30 protein-coding genes are annotated in these 15,597 nt (G+C 65.8%); all 30 read right to left on the reverse strand.

Annotated features, from left to right (window positions below):
- Window positions 1-23: 23 nt before the first annotated feature.
- The 30 genes from rpsK to rpsJ all read right to left on the reverse strand — a co-directional run bounded on the left by rpsK (window position 24) and on the right by rpsJ (window position 15,478).
- Complete coding sequence (gene rpsK / locus FXF51_RS38435) at window positions 24-428, reverse strand: 30S ribosomal protein S11 (protein ID WP_020542285.1); 405 nt, start codon at window positions 426-428, stop codon at window positions 24-26.
- Between the two features lie 43 nt (window positions 429-471).
- Window positions 472-852, reverse strand: coding sequence for a 30S ribosomal protein S13 (gene rpsM, locus FXF51_RS38440; RefSeq protein ID WP_132617274.1), 381 nt, complete (start codon window positions 850-852; stop codon window positions 472-474).
- A gap of 213 nt (window positions 853-1,065) precedes the next feature.
- The gene (gene rpmJ, locus FXF51_RS38445; protein ID WP_003956441.1) at window positions 1,066-1,179 is read right to left on the reverse strand and encodes a 50S ribosomal protein L36; all 114 of its coding nucleotides are present in this window, start codon (window positions 1,177-1,179) and stop codon (window positions 1,066-1,068) included.
- A gap of 24 nt (window positions 1,180-1,203) precedes the next feature.
- Window positions 1,204-1,425, reverse strand: coding sequence for a translation initiation factor IF-1 (gene infA, locus FXF51_RS38450; RefSeq protein WP_012887858.1), 222 nt, complete (start codon window positions 1,423-1,425; stop codon window positions 1,204-1,206).
- Window positions 1,426-1,705: 280 nt separating this feature from the next.
- Entirely contained in the window at window positions 1,706-2,125 is a 420-nt protein-coding gene (locus FXF51_RS61200) for a hypothetical protein (RefSeq protein WP_187414799.1), read from the reverse strand.
- A gap of 101 nt (window positions 2,126-2,226) precedes the next feature.
- Window positions 2,227-2,658 (reverse strand): DUF1707 domain-containing protein, encoded by a 432-nt coding sequence (locus tag FXF51_RS38460; RefSeq protein WP_148439686.1) that lies wholly within the window; start codon window positions 2,656-2,658, stop codon window positions 2,227-2,229.
- A 15-nt stretch (window positions 2,659-2,673) separates the two neighbouring features.
- Window positions 2,674-3,483 carry a type I methionyl aminopeptidase gene (map, locus tag FXF51_RS38465; protein ID WP_148439687.1) on the reverse strand — a complete coding sequence of 270 codons (810 nt, stop codon included), beginning with the start codon at window positions 3,481-3,483 and terminating at the stop codon, window positions 2,674-2,676.
- 111 nt (window positions 3,484-3,594) lie between these two features.
- Window positions 3,595-4,245: an adenylate kinase gene (locus FXF51_RS38470; RefSeq protein WP_080043223.1), complete on the reverse strand. Its 651-nt coding sequence runs from the start codon at window positions 4,243-4,245 to the stop codon at window positions 3,595-3,597.
- A complete protein-coding gene (gene secY, locus FXF51_RS38475; protein ID WP_148439688.1) occupies window positions 4,245-5,549 on the reverse strand; it encodes a preprotein translocase subunit SecY in 1,305 nt (434 codons plus the stop codon). Before secY ends, FXF51_RS38470 begins: the two co-directional genes overlap by 1 nt.
- A 170-nt stretch (window positions 5,550-5,719) precedes the next feature.
- On the reverse strand, window positions 5,720-6,175 hold the full coding sequence (gene rplO / locus FXF51_RS38480) for a 50S ribosomal protein L15 (protein ID WP_148439689.1): 456 nt from the start codon (window positions 6,173-6,175) through the stop codon (window positions 5,720-5,722).
- A 2-nt stretch (window positions 6,176-6,177) separates the two neighbouring features.
- Complete coding sequence (rpmD, locus tag FXF51_RS38485) at window positions 6,178-6,360, reverse strand: 50S ribosomal protein L30 (RefSeq protein WP_080043226.1); 183 nt, start codon at window positions 6,358-6,360, stop codon at window positions 6,178-6,180.
- A 2-nt stretch (window positions 6,361-6,362) separates the two neighbouring features.
- The gene (gene rpsE / locus FXF51_RS38490) at window positions 6,363-6,992 is read right to left on the reverse strand and encodes a 30S ribosomal protein S5 (RefSeq protein WP_043623468.1); all 630 of its coding nucleotides are present in this window, start codon (window positions 6,990-6,992) and stop codon (window positions 6,363-6,365) included.
- A 28-nt stretch (window positions 6,993-7,020) separates the two neighbouring features.
- Window positions 7,021-7,404 carry a 50S ribosomal protein L18 gene (gene rplR / locus FXF51_RS38495; RefSeq protein ID WP_148439690.1) on the reverse strand — a complete coding sequence of 128 codons (384 nt, stop codon included), beginning with the start codon at window positions 7,402-7,404 and terminating at the stop codon, window positions 7,021-7,023.
- 2 nt (window positions 7,405-7,406) lie between these two features.
- A complete protein-coding gene (rplF, locus tag FXF51_RS38500) occupies window positions 7,407-7,949 on the reverse strand; it encodes a 50S ribosomal protein L6 (protein ID WP_148439691.1) in 543 nt (180 codons plus the stop codon).
- 16 nt (window positions 7,950-7,965) lie between these two features.
- The gene (gene rpsH / locus FXF51_RS38505) at window positions 7,966-8,364 is read right to left on the reverse strand and encodes a 30S ribosomal protein S8 (protein ID WP_020542297.1); all 399 of its coding nucleotides are present in this window, start codon (window positions 8,362-8,364) and stop codon (window positions 7,966-7,968) included.
- Between the two features lie 145 nt (window positions 8,365-8,509).
- Window positions 8,510-8,695 (reverse strand): type Z 30S ribosomal protein S14, encoded by a 186-nt coding sequence (locus FXF51_RS38510; protein WP_020542298.1) that lies wholly within the window; start codon window positions 8,693-8,695, stop codon window positions 8,510-8,512.
- Window positions 8,696-8,699: 4 nt separating this feature from the next.
- Entirely contained in the window at window positions 8,700-9,287 is a 588-nt protein-coding gene (gene rplE, locus FXF51_RS38515) for a 50S ribosomal protein L5 (RefSeq protein WP_148439692.1), read from the reverse strand.
- Window positions 9,287-9,580, reverse strand: a complete 294-nt coding sequence (gene rplX, locus FXF51_RS38520; RefSeq protein WP_262380101.1) for a 50S ribosomal protein L24 — start codon at window positions 9,578-9,580, stop codon at window positions 9,287-9,289. Before rplX ends, rplE begins: the two co-directional genes overlap by 1 nt.
- A 12-nt stretch (window positions 9,581-9,592) precedes the next feature.
- Window positions 9,593-9,964, reverse strand: coding sequence for a 50S ribosomal protein L14 (gene rplN, locus FXF51_RS38525; RefSeq protein ID WP_043623452.1), 372 nt, complete (start codon window positions 9,962-9,964; stop codon window positions 9,593-9,595).
- A 190-nt stretch (window positions 9,965-10,154) separates the two neighbouring features.
- Window positions 10,155-10,451: a 30S ribosomal protein S17 gene (gene rpsQ / locus FXF51_RS38530; RefSeq protein WP_148439694.1), complete on the reverse strand. Its 297-nt coding sequence runs from the start codon at window positions 10,449-10,451 to the stop codon at window positions 10,155-10,157.
- Complete coding sequence (rpmC, locus tag FXF51_RS38535) at window positions 10,444-10,680, reverse strand: 50S ribosomal protein L29 (RefSeq protein ID WP_080047279.1); 237 nt, start codon at window positions 10,678-10,680, stop codon at window positions 10,444-10,446. Before rpmC ends, rpsQ begins: the two co-directional genes overlap by 8 nt.
- Window positions 10,680-11,099, reverse strand: a complete 420-nt coding sequence (gene rplP / locus FXF51_RS38540) for a 50S ribosomal protein L16 (RefSeq protein WP_148439695.1) — start codon at window positions 11,097-11,099, stop codon at window positions 10,680-10,682. The genes rpmC and rplP overlap by 1 nt, the downstream gene beginning before the upstream one ends.
- A gap of 2 nt (window positions 11,100-11,101) precedes the next feature.
- Window positions 11,102-11,947 carry a 30S ribosomal protein S3 gene (gene rpsC / locus FXF51_RS38545; protein ID WP_080043234.1) on the reverse strand — a complete coding sequence of 282 codons (846 nt, stop codon included), beginning with the start codon at window positions 11,945-11,947 and terminating at the stop codon, window positions 11,102-11,104.
- Entirely contained in the window at window positions 11,947-12,300 is a 354-nt protein-coding gene (rplV, locus tag FXF51_RS38550) for a 50S ribosomal protein L22 (protein ID WP_148439696.1), read from the reverse strand. The genes rpsC and rplV overlap by 1 nt, the downstream gene beginning before the upstream one ends.
- Window positions 12,301-12,324: 24 nt before the next feature.
- Window positions 12,325-12,603, reverse strand: coding sequence for a 30S ribosomal protein S19 (rpsS, locus tag FXF51_RS38555; RefSeq protein WP_030451498.1), 279 nt, complete (start codon window positions 12,601-12,603; stop codon window positions 12,325-12,327).
- A gap of 11 nt (window positions 12,604-12,614) precedes the next feature.
- Complete coding sequence (rplB, locus tag FXF51_RS38560; protein ID WP_043623439.1) at window positions 12,615-13,451, reverse strand: 50S ribosomal protein L2; 837 nt, start codon at window positions 13,449-13,451, stop codon at window positions 12,615-12,617.
- A 104-nt stretch (window positions 13,452-13,555) separates the two neighbouring features.
- Window positions 13,556-13,858, reverse strand: a complete 303-nt coding sequence (gene rplW / locus FXF51_RS38565) for a 50S ribosomal protein L23 (RefSeq protein ID WP_111180891.1) — start codon at window positions 13,856-13,858, stop codon at window positions 13,556-13,558.
- Window positions 13,858-14,505: a 50S ribosomal protein L4 gene (gene rplD / locus FXF51_RS38570; RefSeq protein WP_148439697.1), complete on the reverse strand. Its 648-nt coding sequence runs from the start codon at window positions 14,503-14,505 to the stop codon at window positions 13,858-13,860. The genes rplW and rplD overlap by 1 nt, the downstream gene beginning before the upstream one ends.
- Complete coding sequence (gene rplC / locus FXF51_RS38575; RefSeq protein WP_148439698.1) at window positions 14,502-15,155, reverse strand: 50S ribosomal protein L3; 654 nt, start codon at window positions 15,153-15,155, stop codon at window positions 14,502-14,504. Before rplC ends, rplD begins: the two co-directional genes overlap by 4 nt.
- Before the next feature lie 14 nt (window positions 15,156-15,169).
- A complete protein-coding gene (rpsJ, locus tag FXF51_RS38580; RefSeq protein WP_012887830.1) occupies window positions 15,170-15,478 on the reverse strand; it encodes a 30S ribosomal protein S10 in 309 nt (102 codons plus the stop codon).
- Window positions 15,479-15,597 lie beyond the last annotated feature (119 nt).

Raw genomic sequence — 15,597 nt, forward strand, 5'->3', positions numbered from 1 at the left:
TTCTTCGTATCTCCTGGGCTAATTCAGACGCGGCGGCGCTTCGGCGGCCGGCAACCGTTGTGCGGAACCGGGGTGACGTCCTGGATCGAACCCACCTCCAGGCCGGTGGCCTGCAGCGAGCGGATCGCGGTCTCACGGCCGGAGCCGGGACCCTTGACGAAGACGTCGACCTTGCGCATGCCGTGCTCCATGGCGCGGCGAGCGGCGTTCTCGGCGGCCATCTGGGCGGCGAACGGGGTGGACTTGCGGGAGCCCTTGAAACCCACGTGGCCGGCGCTGGCCCAGGAGATCACGTTCCCGTTCGGGTCGGTGATCGAGACGATCGTGTTGTTGAACGTGCTCTTGATGTGGGCGTGCCCGTGAGCGACGTTCTTCTTCTCCTTGCGGCGCACCTTCTTCGGCGCACCCTGGCGGCTCTTAGGAGGCATTCTTTGCCTTCACTCCTGAGGTCTTCGGTCCGCGGCTGCGGGACTACTTCTTACCGGGCTTCTTCTTGCCGGCGACGGTCTTCTTCTTGCCCTTGCGGGTGCGCGCGTTGGTCTGCGTGCGCTGACCGTGCACGGGCAGGCCCTTGCGGTGCCGAATGCCCTGGTAGCAACCGATCTCGATCTTGCGGCGGATGTCGGCCTGGACCTCGCGGCGCAGGTCACCCTCGATCTTGTAGTTCGCCTCGATGTAGTCACGCATCGGGACGAGCTCAGTGTCGGAGAGCTGGTGCACGCGCAGGTCGCCGCTCACGCCGGTGGCCTGGAGGATCTCCTGGGCGCGGGTGCGGCCGATTCCGTAGATGTAGGTGAGAGCGATCTCCAGCCGCTTGTCGCGGGGGAGGTCGACGCCAACCAGGCGAGCCATGGTCGGGCATTCTCCTTCTTTGTGGCGGAGGTCTTGCGCCGCACTACCCCTCCCCAATGCCCGGGGTGAGGGCCCCGGCCTCCGACCGGGGGTCGCCTGAGCGGTTCAGTGGAACACTGCCTGCTCAGGTGTGTGACGCGACTACTTGTTGCGGGCTCCTCATACGTCGAGCCCGCACCCTGACGGGGCGGACTCGGAGAAGCCTCGCGGCGACTAACCCTGGCGCTGCTTGTGGCGCAGGTTGTCGCAGATCACCATGACGCGACCGTGCCGGCGGATCACCTTGCACTTGTCGCAGATCTTCTTGACGCTCGGCTTTACCTTCATTGTCCTTCGTGTCCTCAGACGTCTTTACTTGTATCGGTAGACGATCCGCCCACGACTCAGGTCGTAGGGGCTCAGCTCAACGACAACCCGGTCGTCAGGAAGAATTCGGATGTAGTGCATCCGCATCCGTCCGCTGATGTGGGCCAGGACTTTGTGGCCGTTGTCGAGCTGCACCCGGAACATGGCGTTCGGGAGCGATTCGACCACAGTGCCCTCGATCTCGATGGCGCCGTCTTTCTTGGCCAAAATTCCTCGCGTTTCACTGATCGGTCGTCTGAGGCTCCGGTTCACTACGCAGCCGCGACCTTCACGCTTCGAAGAGAGCGACGATCGGCAAGGATCGCCGACGCGTGGAAAGTCATAGTGAGCCGACTAAGGAGTGTACGACACCTGAGCCTAAAACGCGAAACGCGTGCCAGGTGTCCTGACACAACCATGAAAGAGTCTACCCCACGCCCCGGGTGCCTCACGCCAAGAGGAAGGGCCCGCCGGAGGTTCTCGGCGGGCCCTTCCACGGTCGTGCGGGCTATCCCCAGATGCGGTACTGCGAGCCGCAGTACTTGTACTTGCCGCCCCAGCAGGTCCAGGTGTAGATCTTCTTGATCCCCTTGCCCGACCAGGTCGCGTCGTACGAGCCGTTCCAGTGGCGGTAGAACTTGTGCCACTTGCCGCCGGAGTAGTACTTGAACCAGACGTAGCCGTGCTTCGGCGAGTACTCCTTGCCGTACCAGTGGGTGTAGACCTTCTTGCCGGACTTGTAGGTCTTGCCGTAGGTGTAGGCCTTCTTGTTGCTGGAGTAGAACTTGCCCCAGCTGCCCAGCGAGGCGGTCGTCTCAGAGGCAGAGGCGGTCGCGGGGGCGGTGGTGGCCTGCGCGGCGGGGGCGACCGCCAGACCGGCGAACGCCATCGAGCCGGCGAGGGCGGTTGCCGCAAGGAACTTGCGCATGTGGTTTCCTCCGTGAGTCGTGGTCGACACAGCTCACGTTAAGCAGCCGGACATATCCGTACTGCGCATGAATCCACACAGTGCACTACTGCACAAAGTCCTCAGGTGGACTTCGGCTGGTTGTTCCCGAAGACCGTGCTCACCAGCAGGATGACGCCCCACGGGCCCATCACCCACAGCGGCCACGGGTAGATCAAGTCACCGGCCGTGACGCTCACGATCAACCAGATCACCCAGTTGATGCCGCTGGCCGCCGCCCAGGCGCTCCAGGCCGCCCGCAGGCCGCTGTGCATGCCCTGCTGCGCGGGCTTCTGCGCCGCGGACGCCTTGACGGGCAGGTGTCTTAAGTCCACGTCGGGCAGGTCGGCCGTCAGCTTGGCCAGCTCGCCGTAGGTCTTGCTCTTGTAGAGGTTCTCGAGCCGCTCGTTGAACTCGTCCATCGTGATGCGACCCTGCGCGGTGTGCTCGCGGAGGATGGCGGCGACCCGGTCACGGTCACCATCGGAGGCACGCATCTCGGGGCTGTTGGCCATCCCACCCACTCCCGGCTAGGGCTGAAGTTGAGCCAGGCGCGATTCGCCCCCGTCTAGGGCGGTAAGCACCCAAGGACCATTATGTGTCACGGCAACGCTGTGTTCGAAGTGTGCGGAGTGCTTGCCGTCGATCGTCACCACGGTCCAGTCGTCGGCCAGCACGCGGGTGCGCTCCGTGCCCAGGTTGACCATGGGCTCGATCGCCAGGCACATGCCCTCCTCCAGCGCCGGGCCGCGGCCGGGCTTGCCGTGGTTGGCGATCCACGGGTCCATGTGCATCTCGGTGCCGATGCCGTGGCCTCCGTACTCCGGAGGGATGCCGTAGCGGCCCTGAGACTTCACGTAACGCTCGACCTCGTACCCGATGTCGGACAGGTGCCGCCCGGGCCTCAGCGCGGCTATACCGCGCCACATGGCCTCCTCCGTGACCCGCATCAGCTCGGTCAGCTTCGGGTCCACCTCGCCGATCGGGACCGTGACGGCGGAGTCGCCGTGCCAGCCCTCCAGGATCGCTCCACAGTCGATCGAGATGATGTCGCCCTCTTTTAGCTTGCGGGCGTTCGTCGGGATGCCGTGCACCACCTCGTCGTTCACCGACGCGCAGATGGTGGCGGGAAAGCCCTGGTAGCCCTTGAAGGACGGGATCGCGCCCGCGTCCCTGATCGCCTTCTCGGCGATGACGTCGAGGTCGAGCGGCGTCATGCCGGGCTCGACGGAGCGCCTCAGCAGGTCGAGCGTGCTCCCGACGACGAGGCCCGCGGCCCGCATCTTCTCGAGCTGCTCCGGCGACTTGATCTGGATGCCGTGCCTGTTGCGTTTGAACATCTTCTGCCCCCCTGGGTCTCAACGGGCCGCAGTGGGGGCCCAATTCCCCCCACAATAGCCGCGAGGTGGCACGGAAACCCGTGCCACCTCCGCAAATCGGTCGCTACTGGGCTAGCCCAGGAACGGCCGGATCGCGTCCATGGCCCGCTGAGTGACCTCCTCGACCGGGCCGGTCGCGTCAACGCCGACCAGGATGCCCTCGTCGGCGTAGTAGGAGACCAGCGGAGCCGTCTGCTCCTGGTAGACCTCCAGGCGGTGCCTGACGGTCTCCTCCTTGTCGTCGTCCCGCTGGAACAGCGCGCCCCCGCACGCGTCACACTTGTCGTCCTTCTTGTCGTCGAACTCGACGTGCCAGATGCGTCCGCACTGGCTGCAGGTCCGCCGGCCGGCGAGCCGCCTGACCACCTCGTCGTCGTCGACGACGAGCTCGAGTACGAGATCCAGTGCCTGGCCCCAGTCCTTGAGCATGTCGCGCAGGATCTCCGCCTGCGCGACGTTCCTCGGGAAGCCGTCGAGCAGGAAACCGTCCTGCGCGTCGTCCTCGGACAGACGGTCACGGACCATGGCGATGGTGACCTCGTCGGGCACCAGATCACCACGGTCCATGTACGTCTTGGCCAGCTTGCCAAGATCCGTGCCGCCGGAGACGTTGGCACGGAAGATGTCACCTGTCGAGATTTTCGGGATGGACAGGTTCGATGCGATGTACTGGGCCTGTGTCCCCTTACCCGCTCCAGGGGGCCCAACCAGAACGAGACGCACTACCGCAGGAAACCTTCGTAGTTACGCTGCTGAAGCTGGCTCTCGATCTGCTTCACCGTGTCCAGGCCGACGCCTACCATGATCAGAATGCTCGTCCCTCCGAACGGGAAGTTCTGGCTCGCACCGGCCACCGCCAGCGCGACGATCGGGACCATGGAGATCAGACCCAGATAGAGCGCGCCAGGCGCGGTCAGACGGGTGAGCACGAAGTTCAGGTATTCAGCCGTCGGACGGCCGGGGCGGATGCCCGGAATGAATCCACCGTACTTCTTCATGTTGTCGGCGACTTCAGTGGGGTTGAAGGTAATCGACACGTAGAAGTAGGTGAAGAAGATGATCAGCAGGAAGAACGTGGCCATGTAGATCGGGGTGTCGCCCGTGGCCAGGTTCTGCGAGATCCAGGTGACCACCGCGTTGTCGCTGGTCTGGAAGAGCGACGTGATGAGCTGCGGCAGGTAGAGCAGGGACGAGGCGAAGATGACCGGGATGATGCCGGCCTGGTTGACCTTCAGCGGGATGTAGGTGGACGTGCCGCCGTACATCCTGCGGCCCACCATGCGCTTGGCGTACTGGACCGGGATGCGCCGCTGCGCCTGCTCGACGAAGACCACCGCGGCGATCATGAAGATGCCGACCACCATGACGACGGCGAAGGTGAACTTGTTCGCCTGGAAGATGTTGGCCAGCTCGGAGGGGAAGACCGCGACGACCTGCGTGAAGATCAGGATGGACATGCCGTTGCCGACACCGCGGTCGGTGATGAGCTCGCCCAGCCACATGATCACCGACGTACCGGCGGTCATGATGATGACCATCGTCACGATCATGAAGATGTTGTCGGGGTCCAGCAGGACGTCCTGCTGGCAGTTCGGGAAGAGCTGGCCGGTGCGGGCCAGCGCGATGAAGGCCGTCGACTGCAGGACCGCGAGCCCGATGGTCAGATAACGCGTATACTGCGTGATCTTCGTCTGACCGGATTGGCCTTCCTTCTTCAGCGCTTCGAGTCGCGGAATGACCACGACGAGCAGCTGGAGAATGATGCTCGCGGTGATATAAGGCATGATGCCCAGCGCGAACACCGACAGCTTGAGCAGCGCACCGCCACTGAAGAGCTGGACCATCCCGTAGATGTTGCCGGTGTCGCCACTACGGGCCTGATCGAAACAGGCGGCGAGGTTCTGGACGTGGACTCCCGGGGTCGGCAGAACCGAGCCGAGACGGAAAAGCGCGATGATGCCCAGGGTGAAGAGCAACTTCTTGCGCAGGTCCGGTGTCCGGAACGCCCGGGTAAACGCGGTCAGCACGGTCCCTCCTGCGCGCCTTTACGGCGTTGTGAGTAAGCGATGGTGCGGGGATCTGCCATCTGAAGTCTCATGTCGAACGAGCCGGACAGAAGCCTGCCGTCTCGCGAACTCTAACGCACTACGGGCGTGGGGGCCCATTGTCAGAGCCCCCACGCCTCGTCATAGCGTTACTACAGCTCGGTAACGGAACCACCGGCGGCGGCGATCTTCTCCTTCGCGGAGGACGAGAAGGCGTGAGCCGTCACGTTCACCGCGACCGAGATCTCGCCGGTGCCGAGCACCTTCACGAGCTGGTTCTTGCGAACAGCACCCTTGGCGACCAGAGTCTCGACGGTGACCTCGCCACCCTCGGGGAACAGCTCGCCGATCCTGTCGAGGTTGACGACCTGGTAGGTCGTCTTGAACAGGGCGTTGGAGAAGCCCTTGAGCTTCGGCAGACGCCTCTGCAGCGGCACCTGGCCACCCTCGAAACCGAGGGGCACAGTGGTACGGGCGTGCGAGCCCTTGGTGCCGCGACCGGCGGTCTTGCCCTTGGACGCCTCGCCGCGACCCTTACGGATCTTCGGCTTGTTGGCGCCGGGGGCCGGACGCAGGTCGTGAATCTTGAGCGGAGCCTTGTCAGTCATGACTAGTCGACCTCTTCCACCTCGACGAGGTGCGTCACCACGGAGACCATGCCGCGAATCTCGGGCCGGTCCTCCTTGACGACGACGTCGCCGATTCGCTTCAGGCCAAGCGAACGCAGCGAGTCACGCTGGTTCTGCTTGCCACCGATCTTCGAGCGAACCTGAGTGATCTTCAGGCGTGCCATGACTAGCTCACCGCCTTCGCGGCCGCCGCCTCCGCCAGGCCCTCACGCTGAGCCTTGAGCATGGCGGGCGGGGCCACGTCCTCGATCGGCAGGCCACGGCGGGCGGCGATCTCCTCGGGGCGCGAGAGGCCCTTCAGAGCCGCCACGGTGGCGTGCACGATGTTGATCGGGTTGTCGGAGCCGAGCGACTTGGAGAGCACGTCGTGGATGCCCGCGCACTCCAGCACCGCGCGCACCGGGCCACCGGCGATGACGCCGGTACCGGCCGAGGCCGGACGCAGGAAGACGACGCCGGCCGCCTCCTCGCCCTGCACGGTGTGCGGGATGGTGCCCTGGATCCGAGGCACCTTGAAGAAGTGCTTCTTGGCCTCTTCGACGCCCTTGGCGATGGCCGCGGGCACTTCCTTGGCCTTGCCGTAGCCGACGCCGACCAGGCCGTTGCCGTCACCGACGACGACGAGGGCGGTGAAGCTGAAGCGACGACCACCCTTCACGACCTTGGCCACTCGGTTGATCTTCACTACGCGCTCGATGTACGAGACGCCCTTGTCGGCGGCGCCACCGCGGCGATCGTCACGACGGTCCCGCCGCTCGCCACCGGTGCCGCCACCGCGACGCGGAGCTGCAGCCATCAGTGGTTCCTCTTCTCAGCGTTGGTCATTAGAACTCGAGCCCGCCTTCGCGAGCGCTGTCCGCCAGAGCGGCGATGCGCCCGGCGTAGCGGTTGCCACCGCGGTCGAAGACGACCTTGGTGATCCCGGCTTCCTTGGCCCGCTGAGCGAGGAGCTCGCCGACCTTCTTCGCCTTCTCCGTCTTGTCCGCCTCCAGCGTGCGCAGCGAGGGGTCCATGGTGGACGCGCTCACCAGCGTGTGGCCGACGGAGTCGTCCACGATCTGGACGAACATGTGACGCGTCGAGCGGTTGACGACCAGGCGCGGACGCTCGGCCGTACCGACGACGAACTTGCGGACGCGGCGGTGACGGCGGGCCCGCGAAACGGTGCGGGCAGCCGTGTGCTTGCTGAACGCAACCTTCGGAGCCATGCCTACTTACCAGCCTTTCCGACCTTGCGGCGGATCTGTTCGCCCTGGTAGCGCACGCCCTTGCCCTTGTACGGGTCAGGCTTGCGCAACTTGCGGATGTTGGCCGCGACCTCGCCGACCTTCTGCTTGTCGATGCCGTCCACGTGGAACAGGGTCGGCTTCTCGACGCGGAAGGTGACGCCCTCGGGGGCGTCGACGATGACCGGGTGGCTGAAGCCCAGCGAGAACTCCAGCTGCGCCGGGCCCTTGGCCTGGACGCGGTAACCGACGCCGACGATCTCAAGGCTCTTGGAGTAGCCCTGAGTGACGCCCTGCACCATGTTGGCGATCAGCGTCCGGGACAGGCCGTGCAGCGCACGGACCTTGTTCTCGTCGTTCGGCCGGGTGACGGCGATCGCGCCGTCGTCGTCGCGCCCGACCTTGATGGGCTCGGCGACCGTGTGAGTGAGCGTGCCCTTCGGGCCCTTGACCTGGACATCCTGGCCGTCGATCGAGATGTCGACGCCACTCGGCACAGGGATGGGCAGCCGTCCGATTCGCGACATGCTGTGTTCCTCCCCTCTACCAGACGTAGGCGAGGACTTCCCCGCCCACACCACGCTTGCCGGCCTGCTTGTCAGTCATGAGGCCGTGGGACGTCGAGATGATCGCGACGCCCAGTCCGCCCAGGACTCGAGGCAGGTTGTCCTTCTTCGCATAAACCCGCAGACCGGGCTTGGAAACCCGGCGCAGGCCCGCGAGCGACCGCTCACGGGTGGGCCCGAACTTGAGCTCCACCACGAGGTTCTTCCCGACCTTGGCGTCCTCGACGGTCCAAGCCTGGATGTAACCCTCCTGCTGGAGGATCTCGGCGATGTGCGCCTTGATCTTCGAGTACGGCATCGACACGCTGTCGTGGTACGCCGAATTCGCGTTTCGCAGACGCGTGAGCATGTCTGCGATCGGGTCGGTCATCGTCATGGCCAGTGGCCTTCCTCACCACGGTTTCCAGTCGGCGAAGCAGCGCTCTGCCGGTGGACCTATGGCGTGGTCGTGGGCGCGTTGCGCGCCCTGTCTTCTACGAACATGAGGGGCGGCCCTGCGAGAGAGCCGCCCTTCAGGGTATCTACCAGCTCGACTTGGTGATGCCGGGCAGCTCGCCCCGGTGCGCCATCTCGCGGAAGCACACGCGGCACAGGCCGAACTTCCTGTAGACAGCGCGCGGACGCCCGCAGCGCGAGCACCGCGTGTAGGCCCGGACCTCGAACTTCTGCTTGCGCCCCGCCTTGGCGATCAGCGACTTCTTCGCCATTGGATCAGGCCTCCTTGAACGGGAAGCCGAGGAGCTTCAGCAGCGCCCGGCCCTGGTCGTCGTTCTTCGCGGTGGTCACGATCGTGATGTCCATGCCCCGCGGCCGGTCGACCTTGTCCTGGTCGACCTCGTGGAACATGACCTGCTCGGTCAGACCGAAGGTGTAGTTCCCGTTGCCGTCGAACTGCTTGGGCGACAGACCGCGGAAGTCCCTGATCCGGGGCAGGGCCAGCGCCAGCAGCCGGTCGAGGAACTCCCACATGCGGTCGCCGCGCAGCGTGACGTGCGCGCCGATCGGCATGCCCTCGCGCAGCTTGAACTGGGCGATGGACTTGCGCGCCCGGACGACGGCCGGCTTCTGGCCGGTGATCGCGGTGAGGTCGCGGACGGCGCCTTCGATGAGCTTGGAGTCGCGAGCCGCCTCGCCCACACCCATGTTGACCTTGATCTTGGTCAGGGCCGGGATCTGCATGACGTTCTCGATGCCGAACTGCTCGCGAAGCTGGGCCGCGATCTCCTCGCGGTACTTCGTCTTGAGTCGCGGCGTCGGACGCTCGGTCGCGGTCTCGTTCTCAGTGGTCGTGGCAGTCATCAGCTGTCCTCACCCGTCTCGTCGGCCTTCTTCTCGTCGGCCTTCTTGTCGGCGGGCTTGTCGTCCTTGAGCTTCTTCACGTTCGAGACGTGGATCGGAGCCTCGAGGGTCTGCACGCCGCCGGTCTTGGCGCCGCGCGGGCCCTGGTGGGTCTCCTTGGAGTGCTTCTTGATCATGTTGATGCCCTCGACCACCACGCGGTCCTCGCGCGGGAGAGTGGCGATCACACGGCCCTTGGCACCCTTGTCCTTGCCCGCGATGACCTGGACCAGGTCACCCTTCTTCACGTGCAGCGACTTCGGCATTTACAACACCTCCGGGGCGAGCGAGATGATGCGCATGAACTTCTTGTCGCGCAGCTCGCGGCCGACCGGGCCGAAGATACGAGTGCCACGAGGGTCACCGCTGTCCTTGATGATGACGGCGGCGTTCTCGTCGAAGCGGATGTAGGAGCCGTCGGGCCGGCGCCGCTCCTTGACCGTGCGGACGACGACGGCCTTGACCACGTCGCCCTTCTTGACGCCCGTGCTGCCCGGCAGCGCGTCCTTGACTGTGGCGACGATGACGTCGCCGATACCGGCGTAGCGTCGGCCCGAGCCACCGAGAACGCGGATGCAAAGGATCTCCTTCGCGCCCGTGTTGTCGGCGACCTTGAGCCGCGACTCCTGCTGGATCACGTCTACTCCTGTTAGTCGCGCCGGTTCTCATCTCTGAGCCTGGCGGAACCTGGCATTGTCTTGTTCCCACGGCCACAGCGCCCCGCAGGGCGCCGCACCGCAGGCGACGCGAGGCTGTCGGCCCCGCGTCCTTGGACGCCGTCATGGGGGCTCTGGGAGCCCCCACGAGGCGCGGTATGTCGAGAGGGCCTTACTTGGCCTTCTCCAGGATCTCCACGACCCTCCACCGCTTGGTGGCGGAGAGGGGGCGGGTCTCCATCAGCAGCACGCGGTCGCCGACGCCGCAGGCGTTGGCCTCGTCGTGCGCCTTGTACTTGGTCGTACGGCGGATGACCTTGCCGTACAGACGGTGCTTCACGCGGTCCTCGACGGCGACGACGACGGTCTTGTCCATCTTGTCGCTGACGACGAGGCCCTCGCGGACCTTGCGGAAGTTCCGGGACTCGCCGTTCTCGGCGGTCTCGGTGGTCTCGGTGGTCTCAGCCATCGCTCGTCTCCTTCTCGACCGTGACGATGCCCAGCTCGCGCTCGCGCATCACGGTGTAGATACGGGCGATCTCGCGGCGGACGGCGCGCAGCCGCCCGTGGCTCTCCAACTGACCGGTCGCCGCCTGGAAGCGGAGGTTGAACAGCTCCTCCTTGGCCTCCTTGAGCTTCTGGACCAGGGTGTCCTGGTCCTCCACTCGCAGCTCGCCGGCGGTCAGGCCCTTAGCCATCACGCCTCACCCACTTCACGCTTAACGATCTTGCACTTCATCGGGAGCTTGTGGATCGCACGCTGAAGCGCCTCGCGAGCGACCGGCTCCGCCACGCCGGACAGCTCGAACATCACGCGTCCGGGCTTGACGTTGGCGATCCACCACTCCGGCGAACCCTTACCGGAACCCATGCGGGTCTCGGCCGGCTTCTTGGTGAGCGGACGGTCGGGGTAGATGTTGATCCACACCTTGCCGCCACGGCGGATGTGACGGGTCATGGCGATACGAGCGGACTCGATCTGGCGGTTGGTCACGTAGGAGTGCTCAACAGCCTGGATGCCGAACTCGCCGAACGTGACCCTGGTGCCGCCCTTGGCGGCTCCGCTGCGGTCAGGCCGGTGCTGCTTGCGGTGCTTGACCCTGCGCGGGATCAGCATGGTCAGCTCCCTTCAGCACCCGGCTGCGCAGCCGGGCCGGTCTCGGGGGCGGCCTGCGAGGCCGCCTCGTTGCGGGGGGCGCGGTCGCCACGGCCGCCGCCACGACGGGGGCGGTCGCCGCCACCACGACGCGGACGGTCGCCGCCGCCACCACGACGGTCGTCGCGCTCGCGACGCTGGCCGGCACGAGCGCCGGCGGCGGCCGCCTCACGCTCGGCGCGGCTCGTCGGAGCCTCGCCCTTGTAGATCCAGACCTTCACGCCGATGCGGCCGAAGGTCGTACGGGCCTCGTAGAAGCCGTAGTCGATGTCCGCGCGGAGCGTGTGCAGGGGCACGCGGCCCTCGCGGTAGAACTCCGAACGGGACATCTCAGCGCCGCCCAGACGACCGGAGCACTGGACACGGATGCCCTTGGCGCCGGACTTCATGGCCGACTGCATCGCCTTGCGCATGGCGCGGCGGAACGACACACGGCTCGACAGCTGCTCGGCCACGCCCTGCGCGACGAGCTGCGCGTCGATCTCCGGGTTCTTGACCTCGAGGATGTTGAGCTGGACCTGCTTCTTGGTCAGCTTCTCCAGGTCACCACGGATCCGGTCGGCCTCGGCGCCGCGGCGGCCGATGACGATGCCGGGACGCGCGGTGTGGATGTCCACCTGCACGCGGTCCGTCGTGCGCTCGATCTCGACCTTGGAGATGCCGGCCCGCTCCATGCCCTTCTGCAGCATGCGGCGGATCGCCACGTCCTCGGCGACATACGACTTGTACAGCTTGTCGGCGTACCACCGGCTCTTGAAGTCGGTCGTGATGCCGAGGCGGAACCCGTGCGGGTTAACCTTCTGGCCCACTATCGGGTCCTTCCCTTCGGCTCGCGGGACTCCACGATCACGGTGATGTGGCTCGTCCGCTTGTTGATCCGATAGGCGCGACCCTGTGCACGCGGGCGGAACCGCTTCAGCGTCGGGCCCTCGTCGACCCACGCACGGCTCACGAAGAGCGTGTTGGGGTCGAGATCGAAGTTGTGCTCGGCGTTCGCCATGGCGGAGCTGAGCACCTTGTAGATCGGCTCGCTCGCCGACTGGGGAGCGAACTGCAGCACGGCCTGCGCCTCCGAAGCGGGCAGCCCGCGAATAAGGTCCACCACACGGCGGGCCTTGAGGGGCGTGACACGGACGAACCGCGCCTGAGCCCTGGCTTCCATCGCTTTCTCCTACTTCCGGGACGCTTACCGCCGGCTGCGGCGGTCTTCCTTGACGTGGCTGCGGAACGTCCGCGTCGGGGCGAACTCTCCGAGCTTGTGACCGATCATCGACTCGGTGACGAACACCGGGACGTGCTTGCGGCCGTCGTGCACAGCGATCGTGTGCCCGAGCATGTCGGGGACGATCATGGAGCGACGCGACCACGTCTTGATGACGTTCTTGGTGCCCTTCTCGTTCTGGGCGTCCACCTTCTTCTGAAGGTGGTCGTCCACGAAGGGGCCCTTCTTAAGGCTACGTGGCATTTCGGCTGCTCCTACCGCTTCTTCCTCTTGGACCGACGGCGGATGATCAGCCTGTCGCTGGCCTTGTTCGCCTGACGGGTACGGCCCTCGGGCTTGCCCTTGGGGTTCACCGGGTGACGACCACCGGAGGTCTTACCCTCACCACCACCGTGCGGGTGGTCGACGGGGTTCATGGCGACACCGCGGACGGTCGGGCGCTTGCCCTTCCACCGCATACGACCGGCCTTGCCCCAGTTGATGTTGGCCTGCTCGGCGTTGCCGACCTGACCGACGGTGGCGCGGCAGCGCACGTCCACCATGCGCATCTCACCGGACGGCATACGCAGCGTGGCGTAGGTGCCCTCCTTGGCGAGGAGCTGGATCTGAGCGCCCGCGGAGCGGCCGAGCTTGGCGCCACCACCCGGACGGAGCTCCACCGCGTGGATGAAGGTACCGGTCGGGATGTTGCGCAGCGGCAGGCAGTTGCCCGGCTTGATGTCGGCGGCGGGACCGTTCTCGATCCGGTCACCCTGCTTGAGGCCGGTCGGCGCGATGATGTAGCGCTTCTCGCCGTCGGCGTAGTGGAGCAGTGCGATGTTGGCGGTGCGGTTGGGGTCGTACTCGATGTGAGCGACCTTGGCCGGGATGCCGTCCTTGTCATGCCTGCGGAAGTCGATGATCCGGTAGGCGCGCTTGTGACCGCCGCCCTGGTGGCGAGCGGTGACCCGGCCGTGTACGTTGCGGCCGCCCTTGCTGTGAAGGGGCGCAAGCAGCGACTTCTCAGGGGTGCTGCGGGTGATCTCGGAGAAGTCCGAGACACTCGATCCGCGGCGACCCGGAGTCGTCGGCTTGTATTTACGGATGCCCATCTTTTTCGTTCATCCTTCGTCGGTTACATGGGTGAGCCCGCCGCACCGGAATGCGACGGTCTCACCCCGCGGGCCCTCGGGGAGCCCACTCACTTCTATGGCTGCTAGCCGATCTGACCGAAGATGTCGATCCGATCGCCCTCGACCAGGCTCACGATCGCGCGCTTGGTGTCGGGACGCTTGCCGAAACCGGTACGGGTGCGCTTGCGCTTGCCCTGCCGGTTGATCGTGTTCACGCTGGTGACCTTGACCCCGAAGATCTGCTCAACGGCGATCTTGACCTGGGTCTTGTTCGCGGTCTTCTTCACCAGGAACGTGTACTTGTTGTTCTCATCGATCAGGCCGTAGCTCTTCTCAGAGACGACCGGCTTGATGATGATGTCGCGCGGGTCGGCGATCTTCTCCATCAGGCGTCTTCCTTCCCGCCACTCAGCCGCGCCACGACCTGGTCGTACGCCTCCTGGGTGAAGACGACGTCGTCGTGCACGAGCACGTCGTAGGTGTTGAGCTGCCCGGCGTCCAGCAGGTGGACCTCGGGAGCGTTGCGCAGGCTCAGCCAGGTCAGCTCGTCGTCGCTGTCGACCACGACGAGGACGCGGGCGGACTTGGTGACCTTGCGCAGGGCCTCCAGAGCGGCCTTGGTCTTGGGCGTCTCGCCCGAGACCAGGGAGCTCACCACGTGCACGCGGTTGCCGCTCGCCCGGTCGGACAGGGCGCCACGCAGGGCGGCGACCTTCATCTTCTTGGGCGTGCGCTGCGAGTAGTCGCGCGGCACGGGGCCGTGGACGGTGCCACCGCCGGTGAACTGCGGCGCACGGGTCGAGCCCTGGCGGGCGCGGCCGGTGCCCTTCTGGCGGTACGGCTTCTTGCCACCGCCGGAGACCTCACCACGGGTCTTGGCCTTGTGGGTGCCCTGCCGGCGAGCGGCGAGCTGGGCCACGACCACCTGGTGGATCAGCGGGACGTTGACCTTGGTGCCGAAGATGTCTTCGGGCAGGTCAACGGTGCCGGCCTTCGCGCCGCTGGCGTCGAGGACGTCAATAGTGGTGCTCACTTGGCAGCCCCCTTCTTGGCAGCGGTACGGACGAGGACCAGGCTGCCGTTGGCGCCGGGGATCGCACCCTTGATCAGGATGAGGCCCTTCTCGGCGTCCACAGCGTGAACCTTGAGGCTCTGCACAGTGGTGCGGACGTTACCCATCCGGCCAGCCATGCGCAGACCCTTGAAAACGCGGCCCGGGGTGGCGCAGCCACCGATGGAACCCGGCGAGCGGTGCTTGCGCTGCGTACCGTGCGACGCGCCCAGACCACCGAAGCCGTGCCGCTTCATGACACCGGCGAAGCCCTTGCCCTTGCTCTTGCCCGTCACGTCGACGAACTGGCCCGCCTCGAAGGTGTCGGCCAGCAGCTCCTGGCCCAGGGTGTAGTCGCTCGCGTCGTCGGTGCGGATCTCCGCGAAGTAACGGCGCGGGGTGATGTCGTGCTTACGCAGGTAGTCGCCGAGCGGCTTGTTGACCTTCCGGGGGTCGACCTGCCCGAAGCCGAGCTGAACGGCAGAGTAGCCGTCCTTCTCTGCGGTGCGGACGCGGGTCACCACGCACGGACCGGCCTCGACCACGGTGACCGGAACGAGCCGGTTGTCCGCGTCGAAGACCTGGGTCATGCCGAGCTTCTTGCCCAGGACGCCCTTGATCGTCTTAGCCATGTCAGTGCGTTCCCTCAGAGCTTGATCGAAATGTCGACACCCGCGGGGAGGTCGAGCCGCATGAGCGAGTCAACCGTCTTGGGGGTCGGGTCGATGATGTCAATCAGCCGCTTGTGCGTGCGCATCTCGAAGTGCTCGCGGCTGTCCTTGTACTTGTGCGGCGAGCGGATGACGCAGTACACGTTCTTCTCGGTCGGCAGCGGCACCGGGCCCGCGACCTTCGCGCCAGTCCGCGTCACCGTCTCGACGATCTTCTTGGCCGAGCTGTCGATGACCTCGTGGTCATAGGCCTTGAGCCGAATGCGGATCTTCTGTCCCGCCATAGTGGCCTCGGTGTCCTTCGCTGTCGTCTGAAAAAGTATCGTGCGGCCTGTGCCGCTGTGTGTTCATGCAGGTGCAACCCCGCATTTACCCCACGAGGCAGACGTAGTCGATCTGCCTT

The sequence above is a fragment of the Nonomuraea sp. PA05 genome (genome assembly GCF_008086045.1).
In the GTDB taxonomy this organism is placed as follows: domain Bacteria; phylum Actinomycetota; class Actinomycetes; order Streptosporangiales; family Streptosporangiaceae; genus Nonomuraea; species Nonomuraea monospora.